Source organism: Candidatus Synechococcus spongiarum SH4 (assembly GCF_000586015.1).
Lineage (GTDB): Bacteria > Cyanobacteriota > Cyanobacteriia > PCC-6307 > Cyanobiaceae > Synechococcus_B > Synechococcus_B spongiarum_F.
Window position 1 is genome coordinate 1 of sequence record NZ_JENA01000049.1, and the last position, 9,224, is coordinate 9,224.

At 61.7% G+C, this 9,224-nt stretch carries 4 protein-coding genes and 1 pseudogene; 3 read left to right on the top strand and 2 right to left on the bottom strand.

Annotated features, from left to right (window positions below; all coding sequences use genetic code 11):
• Positions 1-4,415 (bottom strand): Calx-beta domain-containing protein (locus BG35_RS10125; RefSeq protein WP_152535157.1); only part of this gene is annotated, 4,415 nt, incomplete at its 3' end.
• 432 nt (positions 4,416-4,847) lie between these two features.
• Here BG35_RS10125 and BG35_RS0103735 point away from each other — a divergent pair.
• The gene (locus tag BG35_RS0103735; RefSeq protein ID WP_161632523.1) at positions 4,848-6,227 is read left to right on the top strand and encodes a lytic transglycosylase; all 1,380 of its coding nucleotides are present in this window, start codon (positions 4,848-4,850) and stop codon (positions 6,225-6,227) included.
• 48 nt (positions 6,228-6,275) lie between these two features.
• On the opposite strand, the gene BG35_RS0103740 is transcribed toward BG35_RS0103735, so the two are convergent.
• Positions 6,276-7,727: a hypothetical protein gene (locus BG35_RS0103740; protein WP_025781769.1), complete on the bottom strand. Its 1,452-nt coding sequence runs from the start codon at positions 7,725-7,727 to the stop codon at positions 6,276-6,278.
• A gap of 153 nt (positions 7,728-7,880) precedes the next feature.
• Here BG35_RS0103740 and dapB point away from each other — a divergent pair.
• Positions 7,881-8,746 (top strand): annotated as a pseudogene (dapB, locus tag BG35_RS10130) (4-hydroxy-tetrahydrodipicolinate reductase).
• Positions 8,740-9,224, top strand: a 485-nt coding sequence (locus BG35_RS0103750; RefSeq protein WP_025781770.1) for a DUF8619 family protein, incomplete at its 3' end; no start/stop codon positions are given. The pseudogene dapB and the gene BG35_RS0103750, both read left to right, overlap by 7 nt.

A 9,224-nucleotide genomic window follows, 5' to 3' on the forward strand; every position in this document is an offset into this window, starting at 1 on the left:
GCATCTGTTGGCGGGGAGAAGGAGAAGGCGGAACCCTCCACCATCTGCTGGACGGTGACGCTCTCAAAGCCCAACACCTTGGAGAGCACCCCTTCGTTCTCCACCAACATCGGCTCACTGGTGAGGTCTTCCCCCGCCACCATCACCGTCAGCCCTTCCTGGGGACTGACGGTGAAGCGGGCTTGCAGGGCATCCACCACCTGCTGGGCCACCGTGCGGCCAAAACGCACCAGCCATGCGCCCGGCAGCGGGTCGTTGTTGATGATGGCGCCCACCCCCACCCCATCGGCAATCCTCACCTTCCGGGGGTTGGACAGCACCAACTCGAAGGTCTCTCGCCCCTCGTCATGGAGGTCGTTGATGATGGTGATCGGCACCTGCTTGCTGCTCTGGCCAGGCTGGAAGATGAGCTGGCCGCTCGCCCTCTCGTAATCCCTCCCCTCCTGGGCCGACACCGGGGTGGATTCCCGGGTGCGGTAGGACACCAATACCACTTCCTGTACGGGAGCGCTCAGGTGGACGCTGAAGCGCAGCAGACCCGCATCCTCGTTCACCGTTGCGTCCGCCACCCAGAGCGCTGCATCATCCCCATCCACGATGGTCACCGTCAACGGATCTCCCACCGGCATGATGCCCCCCGCCACGTTGCTGCTTGGCGCACGCTTGCCCGTCCCGAAGGCGATGGCGACGGGCCGGTCCGCCTTGTCGCTATCGGGACGACCGATCAGGGTCAACGTAGCCTTCTGTCCTCCTTCGCTGAACTTCACCGCCCCTTTCTTGCCGTTCCCCGGTGGTATATGCTCCACACCCGCACCGTTGACCTTCTTGGGGAAGCGGATGTTCCAGTGATCGCCTACCGCCCCACCGGTGACGGTGTACGGCACGGTCGCGGTCTCGCCGGCTGCCAACGGCCGGCTCAGGGCAATGGTGAACCGCGTCCTCCTGTTGGCCCCTCTGCCATCACTGATCGTAGTCTGCTCGGCCGACAGGGAGACCAGCAACTCCACCGAATCCACGATGGTCACCGTCAGTGGATCACCGAGGGGCGTGATGCCCCCCGCCACGTTGGTGCTTGGCGCGCGCTTGCCCGTCCCGAAGGCGATGGCGATGGGCCGGTCCGCCTTGTCGCTATCGGGACGACCGATCAGGGTCAACGTGGCCTTCTGTCCTCCTTCGCTGAACTTCACCGCCCCTTTCTTGCCGTTCCCCGGTATATGCTCCACCCCCGCACCGTTGGCCTTCTTGGGGAAGCGGATGTTCCAGTGATCGCCTACCGTCCCACCGGTGACGGTGTACGGCACGGTCGCGGTCTCGCCGGCTGCCAACGGCCGGCTCAGGGCAATGGTGAGCCTTGTCTTCCCGTTGGCCTCGTCTATGGTCTCCTGCTCCGCCGATAGGGACGCCGTGAGCTGTTGGGATACAAGAGTTGGCTGCTCACAATGGGGCAGATCTCCTACAAATTTGTAACGTAGATTGGAGAGTCCATCGAATATATCCTCCGGTAAGCAGGTCAGTTTATTATTGTTCAGCATGATACTTGTAAGATTCGAGAGTCCATCAAAGATATCCTTTGGTAGACTGGTTAGTTTATTATCTTGCAGATAGAGATCTTTAAGATTCGAGAGTCCATCGAAGACATCTTCTGGTAGACTTTTAAGCTGGTTGACTCCTAGACCCAGTTCTTTCAGATTGGAGAGTCCATCGAAGACATCCTCCGGCAAGCTGCTTAGTTGACTGCCATGCAGAGACAGGTATTCCAGATTGGAGAGTCCATCGAAGATATTCTCCGGTAAGCTGGTGAGGCTATTTCGATATCCATTATTGTACAGGCTAAGACCTACTAGATTGGAGAGTCCATCGAACACATCCTCGGGTAAGCTGATGAGGCTATTATTCGACATAGAGAGATGTTTCAGCTTCGAGAGCCCACTGAAGGCATCTGCCGATATGCTTGTCAGGGGATTGCGACTCGCCCAATACGAGCTACCACCCTTACCTGTTGGGATAAACGTCCCATTAGAGTATGGTCCCAGATAGAGTTGTTCCAGACTGGACAGCCCGGAAAAGACATTGTCCGGCAGGGTGGTGAGGGCATTGTCCTCGAGATGGAGGATGCGTACCTTGGAGAGCCCATTGAAGTCACCGACTTTTAACGACTTGATCCCTCTACCTGAAAGATCACACACTGTCCCTGCATCGTTCAATGCATCCAGCCGTTCACAGAGGTTCTGGGTTTGCGGATAAACCGAATCCACGATGGTCACCGTCAGCGGATCACCGAGGGGCGTGATGCCCCCCGCCACGTTGGTGCTCGGCGTGCGCTTGCCCGTCCCGAAGGCGATGGCGATGGGCCGGTCCGCCTTGTCGCTATCGGGACGACCGATCAGGGTCAACGTGGCCTTCTGTCCTCCTTCGCTGAACTTCACCGCCCCTTTCTTGCCGTTCCCCGGTGGTATATGCTCCACACCCACACCGTTGGCCTTCTTGGGGAAGCGGATGTTCCAGTGATCGCCTACCGTCCCACCGGTGACGGTGTACGGCACGGTCGCGGTCTCGCCGGCTGCCAACACCCGACTCAGGGTAATAGTGAACCTTGTCTTCCCGTTGGCCTCGTCTATGGTCTCCTGCTCCGCCGATAGGGACACCGTGAGCTGTTGGGGTACAGCCGCCTTCTTGTCGTACAGGGTGGTCGCGTCATCATCCACCACCTGGACGACGACATCGGCAATGTCGATCCCGTCGTAGTTGTCATCATCCGAGACGGCGGTATGGCTGATCCTGACGCTGCGATGGCTCAGCGCCACAATCCCGCTGTCGTTCTGCTCCTCGTTTTCGTTTTCCACGTTGTCGTCCACCCCGGTGACCGTCACCGTCTGGACCGTCGACCAGTTCCCCGGCGTGAAGCGGAGGGTAGCCGCGCCGCCCGCCGCGCCGCCCGGACCATGCACCTGCGCTGCTGTCGGTGTGGCAGAAGCGACCCTGATACTTACGTCCGCGCTGGGCTTGCTGGCCAGCGCCACCGTGTAGCTATCGGTGCGGCCCGCCCCAGCCGCCTCCGTCACCGTTGTGGTCCCCTCGCTCTCTCTTATCGTCACCCCGGCCCTGTCATCGTCCTTGATCGTCAACGTGTACGTCGTCGTCGCGCCCAGATCATAGTCCGCGCCATTCATCAATGTCAGGATGATGGTCTCGCTTGACTCCTGGATCTCGTCATCCGTAATCACCACAGGGATATCGACGCTGCTTTTACCGGCCGCCACCGTCACTGATCCCGATAACGCTGTGTAGTCCGTCCCAGCCGTCGCCGTGCCGCCCATCGTATAATTAAGATTGATATTGGAGGTGGGTGTCGGGGTCAGCTTCACCGTCACGCCATGTGTTCCTGCATCCTCGCTCACGCTCTCACTCCCTGAAAAAGATACCACCGGCGGAGTATCCTTTGGCAAAGATAGAGTTGGCTGCTCACAATGGGGCAGATCTCCTACAAATGCGTAACGTAGATTCGAGAGTCCATCGAAGATATCCTTCGGTAAGCAGGTCAGTTTATTATTGTTCAGCATGATACTTGTAAGATTCGAGAGTCCATCAAAGATATCCTTTGGTAGATTGGTTAGTTTATTATCTTGCAGATAGAGATTTTTAAGATTCGAGAGTCCATCGAAGACATCTTCTGGTAGACTTTTAAGATGGTTAACTCCTAGACCCAGTTCTTTCAGATTGGAGAGTCCATCGAAGACATCCTCCGGCAAGCTGCTTAGTTGACTGCCATGCAGAGACAGGTGTTCCAGATTGGAGAGTCCATCGAAGATATTCTCCGGTAAGCTGGTGAGGCTATTTCGATATCCATTATTGTACAGGCTAAGACCTACTAGATTGGAGAGTCCATCGAACACATCCTCGGGTAAGCTGATGAGGCTATTATTCGACATAGAGAGATGTTTCAGCTTCGAGAGCCCACTGAAGGCATCTGCCGATATGCTTGTCAGGGGATTACCACTCGTCCAATACGATGTACCACCTTTGCCTGTTGGGATATTAGGGGACTGGTCTGTACGCCACGGAAAGAATGGTCCCAGATAGAGTTGTTCCAGACTGGACAGCCCGGAAAAGACATTGTCCGGCAGGGTGGTGAGGGCATTGTCCTCGAGATGGAGGATGCGTACCTTGGAGAGCCCATTGAAGTCACCGACTTTTAACGACTTGATCCCTTTACCTGAAAGATCACACACTGTCCCTGCATCGTTCAATGCATCCAGCCGTTCACAGAGGTTCTGGGTTTGCGAATAAGCGGCGGGGGAGAAGGCGAGGAGAACAGCCAGGGGCCCGCTGGTCCCGGCCAGGGCCAAAGTCCAGGTTTTCCTCTTGCTTTTGCTGGCTGTTTCTGCTTTCCGCTGGGAAAGAGGGGGAGAGTCCATGGCGGGTTTCCTGGGTAAGAGATGGTCGTGACTGAGTCACTAATCGAAGAGAACAATCCCGGGCGCAACTACACGGGTTCAGGTGGGACGGCAGCGGCTGGAATCTCAACTAAGGCTGATCCAAGCGTAGGGCCAGCAATGGAAACCACCTAATCCTTAACATTTGGTAACGTATCTTCGTGCTGCACGCCGTCGCTGGCCGCTGGAGAAGGGCAGGCGCCCCCGCATCCCCCCAGGCGCAACCGTAAGCAGCCGGTTCCCTCCAGCAAGAAACCACCCCAAAACCCGGGGGCGGCCCACAGTCAGTGAACGGCCCATGGCGCCGCCACAGGGCGTCACAACGCTTGTTGCTACAGGTCCATGGGCTTCAACTGGCATCTTCGGGGGATCTCTGCCATTGTGAAGCCACTTGTTCCCTCCCCAATCCCGGTGATGGCTCGCTCCCTTCGTTTGCTGGCCGCAATTCCTCTGCTGAGTTTGCTGGCGGCGCCTGCATTGGCCAGTGGGCGCTATCGGGTGCAGCCCCGGGACAGCTTCCACAGCGTTGCCCGTAAGTGCCAGGTGGACGTCTATGAACTCATAGGTCTGAACCCCCGCCCGGACAACGTCCTCACACTGAAACTGGGGGAGGATCTGGTTCTGCCTGCCAATGCCCGGTGTGGCGGCGGCGCCGGTTCCGCCGGTTCGGCCGCCACCGCTTCAACAACGTACCAAGTGCAGCCCCGGGACAGCTTCTATGGCGTTGCCCGCAAGTGCCGGGTGGAGGTCCATGAACTCATGCGGCTGAACCCCCGCCCGGACAACACTCTCAAACTGGGGGAACAGTTGCGTCTACCGGGCAACGCCCAATGCGGGAACAGCAGAGACCTTGCCGGTGCGGACGTCAGGCAGGCGTCCTACCAGGTGCAGCCCCGGGACGGCTTCTATAGCATTGCCCGCAAATGCCAGGTGGATGCCGAGGAACTAATGCGCCTCAATGCCGCCAGCGGAACCACCCTGCGACCCGGCCAGCAGTTGACCCTGCCCGCCAATGCCCGCTGCTCCGCCGCCGCCACGGTGGCCAGGACCGGCACAACCACGACCCAGGATCGGACAACTGCCGGGGCCGGGGTAACCATTTCCTATGAGGTGCAACCCCGGGAAGGTTTCTACAGCATTTCCCAGAAATGCCAGGTGGACACTGCAGAACTGATCAGCCTCAACCCGGATGTCCCCACCGTCCTGCGCGCCGGTCTGCAGTTGCAATTGCCCGGCCATGCCCGCTGCCCGGAGGAATCCACCGCAGTGGCCAGCGCCAGCCCATCCCAAGGCGCCGGCGGCGCCAACAGCGCTACAGGGACAAAAAGCTATTACGAGGTGCAGCCCCGGGACGGCTTCTATAGCATTGCCCGCAAGTGCCGGGTCAATCCCCAGGCGCTCATGGCCCTGAATCCCCGCCCTGGCGACACCCTCCACGTGGGAGAGCAGTTGGAACTGCCCGGCGGCGCCCAATGCGAGCAGGTGGTGGCCGTAAATCCCGACGCTGCAGAACCCAACAGCCGGGGCGGGAGGACCGTGGGTTCCGGTTGGCGCACCTACGGATCCCTCCAGGTCGATTGGCAGGGTTGGCAGATGATTGAAGGCCATTGGGTTACAAACGCAAACAGTCCGAACAACTCCGGTCAACCCCTTCATCTGGCCGTCAACTGCAAGCACGAGTACATCAACCAAACCAGCAGTGATGGCCAGTGGTCCGCATGGAGGGAACCGGATTCCGGTTTCGAGGAGCAACTCATGAACGACCTTTGCCAGGAGAAGCAAAACCAGGGTTAGATGCAACGGCCCCAATCAAGGAGATACTGAACAACACCGGCGCCGCCCCTAGGACCGAACCAGCCAATAGGCAGTGTCCACGGGTTTGTTGATGGCGCTCACCTGGGGCGGCGTCTGCTGACCAGGGGCGGTGAGGGTGATGAGCAGGGCTTCGCTCCGGGGCTCCTCGTCCCGGGTCTCCGGGGTGTGCTCCAGCACGGTCAGAAGACGGTGGGTGACAGGGTCGTAGTGGAGGGCGGGCGTGGCGCTCAGACCGTGGTCCGTCAAGGCAAGCCCGGTCACCACGCCATGGCCTGGCTGCACTTCCACCAGGAGAACGTCCTGATGGGGTTGGCCGTCCTTCAGGACGCCATCAACGGTGAGCAGCCAGATGCGCTCTGCGGTTGCGTCACAGGCGACGGCGAGAATAGCTGCCTCCCCTTCCCACACCACCTCCGGCGCCAGGCCGGGACGCAAGAGTTCGATGGTTTTGACGTAATCGGGCTGGTGTTCCAGCACCACAGCCCGCTGCCCGCCGCCACAGAAGGTTTTCAGATCCCGGTTGCCGGGCAGGAGTTGGCGCTGGGGCGGCAGGGGCGGCAAGCCCACCACCACCAGCCCGTTCTCGTCGGGGAAGACGATCCCGTCCCCGCCGGGCAGCAACTCCACCGGTCCCCCCGGCTGTTGCTCCAGGGGCGCCATCTGTCTCCAAGGGGGATCCTGTGGCCACAGCCACCGTGGACGCCTGTTCCGGCCCGGTTGGAAGAGCCGCAAAAACGGCGGGTGGTCAGCGGGCTGCTCCAGGGCGGCCCTGTCCACCCCCTGGAGCAACAGCAGGCCGGTGTTGCTGCTGCTGAAGTGGCTATAGAGGGTTGGGGGACCCGGCAGGGGCCAGGGTGGCGCCGCCTGCCGCCCTTCTCCGGACTGGCGTTGCCCCACCACACCGGACGGCTCCACCGCTACAAACCAGTTCTTCCGGCTGAGGGGCTCCACCGCCGCGGCATAGACAACCCCCCGCCCGTCCCGCAGGGGCAGCACGTTGCTGATGCTGTTCTCCCATGGGGTGACGGGCTGCCACGGGCCATCGGGCCGGCCCAGTTCCAGGCGTTGGCCCTGGGGACCGGACACCAGCGCCAGCAGCAAGGGGCGGGGCTCCCATCGGAGATGGACCCGGCGGAGGGGCTGGCCCTGCCGGTCCTGGCCACCCATCCTCACCAGGAGGGGGCCACTGGCGCGATAGGGCCGGGTCAGCCGCAGGTGGACTGTGGCCCCATCCGCTGTGGCGTTGAAGGGCGCGTCAGGGGCAAGCTGGATGGACGGGGCCAGGGAGGCCGGATCCACGGGCCGGCTGTACCGTAGTTCCAGGGCCGCTGCCCCATCCGGGGCGGGCCGCACCGCCAGCAAACGGCCAGGGCGCTGCCGGAGACCATACTGTTGGAGCAGCGCCAGGAGGAGGCCGGCAAACAGCAGCCGCCTGGCGGGGCCATGGAACCAGCCGGTGGCTTCCCGGGACCGGTTCAAGCTTGCTGAGCGGTAAGCAGGGCGTCCAGTATCCGATCCGTCTTCTCACCAAGGGCTGACGGGAGGGATGGCAACAAAGCGAACGGACGGCTTGCTTGAGTCTACCCTCGAAGGATCAGGATTGATGGAGTCCCCCACCCCATGCCCGCTCCCATGCCCGTCACTGATCCAGGCTCCCCCCCCGCCCCTGCCTCCACAATCCCTGTTCTTGTTGTTGGCGCGCTGGGGCGCATGGGATCCCACGTGGTTCGGGCTGTCGCGGCGGCGGCGGATCTCAGCCTGGCGGCCGCCATTGATACAGCGGCGGAAGCCCAAGGGGAGGACGTTGGCTCCCTCTGGGCCTGGGGGCGCTGGACGTGGTGGTGAGCCGGGATCTGGAGGGGTGCCTCTGCCTGATCAGCCAGCAGCATCGCGGCGCCGTGATGGTGGATTTTACCCATCCCGCCGTGGTGTATGACCACACCCGGGCGGCCATTGCCTATGGGGTTCACCCGGTCATCGGCACCACCGGCCTCTCCCCCGAACAACTGGAAGACCTGGCTGATTTCAGTCGCAAGGCGTCCGTTGGCGCTGCAGTGATTCCCAACTTTTCCGTGGGCATGGTGCTGTTGCAGCAGGCCGCCGTCGCGGCAGCCCGTTTCTACGACCATGCGGAGTTGATCGAGTTGCACCACAACGGCAAGGCGGACGCCCCCAGTGGCACCTGCATCAAGACGGCGGAGTTGCTGGAAGCCGTGGGCAAGACCTACAACCCGGCCTCCATGGAGGAGAAGGAAAGCCTTGGGGGGAGTCGCGGCGGGCGGCGCCCCAGCGGTCTGCGGCTCCACGCCCTGCGGCTCCCCGGGCTGGTGGCCCATCAGGAGGTGATGTTTGGCGGCCCCGGGGAGACCTACACCCTGCGTCACGACACCATTGACCGCAGCGCCTACATGCCGGGCGTGCTGAGAACCATTCGCCATGTGGGCTCCCTGGAGGGACTGATCTACGGGCTGGAACATCTCCTCGCGGCGCCATGCTGATTCCGCTGAGCGGAGCGGAGCGGGATCGGTTGATCCCCAAGGTGGCCACCGGCCCCCAGTTCACCGCTTGCTGGGGCGGCCCTCAGGTGTTGCTCCAGCGGGTGATGATCTCGGTGGTTGGGGGTGTGGTCAGCTTGCTCCTCAGCCAGGCTTTCCTCGGTTTTGCCAGCCCCGGCGGGGCGTTCTGGCTGGTCGCCGGCATTGTCTTCGGCTTCACCTGGTTGTGGGGGCCGGTGGCCGTGGCCGCCCAGCGCAACGGTCGCCTGCGCCGGTTTCCCCACACGGCCCTGGTGATCGCCCAGGTGGGGGACCTGTTCACGGAAGAGCGGGTGGCGGAGCGCCGCGAGGACGTCAATGCCACAGGACGGCTGGAACTGGTGGAGAGCAAGCGCCGCTGGCTCAATCTGGAACTTGCCGATGAGGACGGGTTCCTGGGCATTCTGGCGTTTCCCCTGGAGCAGAAGCACCAGGGCATTCG

Excerpts from the sequence above, each read along its gene's own strand:
- BG35_RS0103735 (WP_161632523.1), top strand. The coding sequence starts at position 4,848 with ATGGCTCGCTCCCTTCGTTTGCTGGCCGCAATTCCTCTGCTGAGTTTG.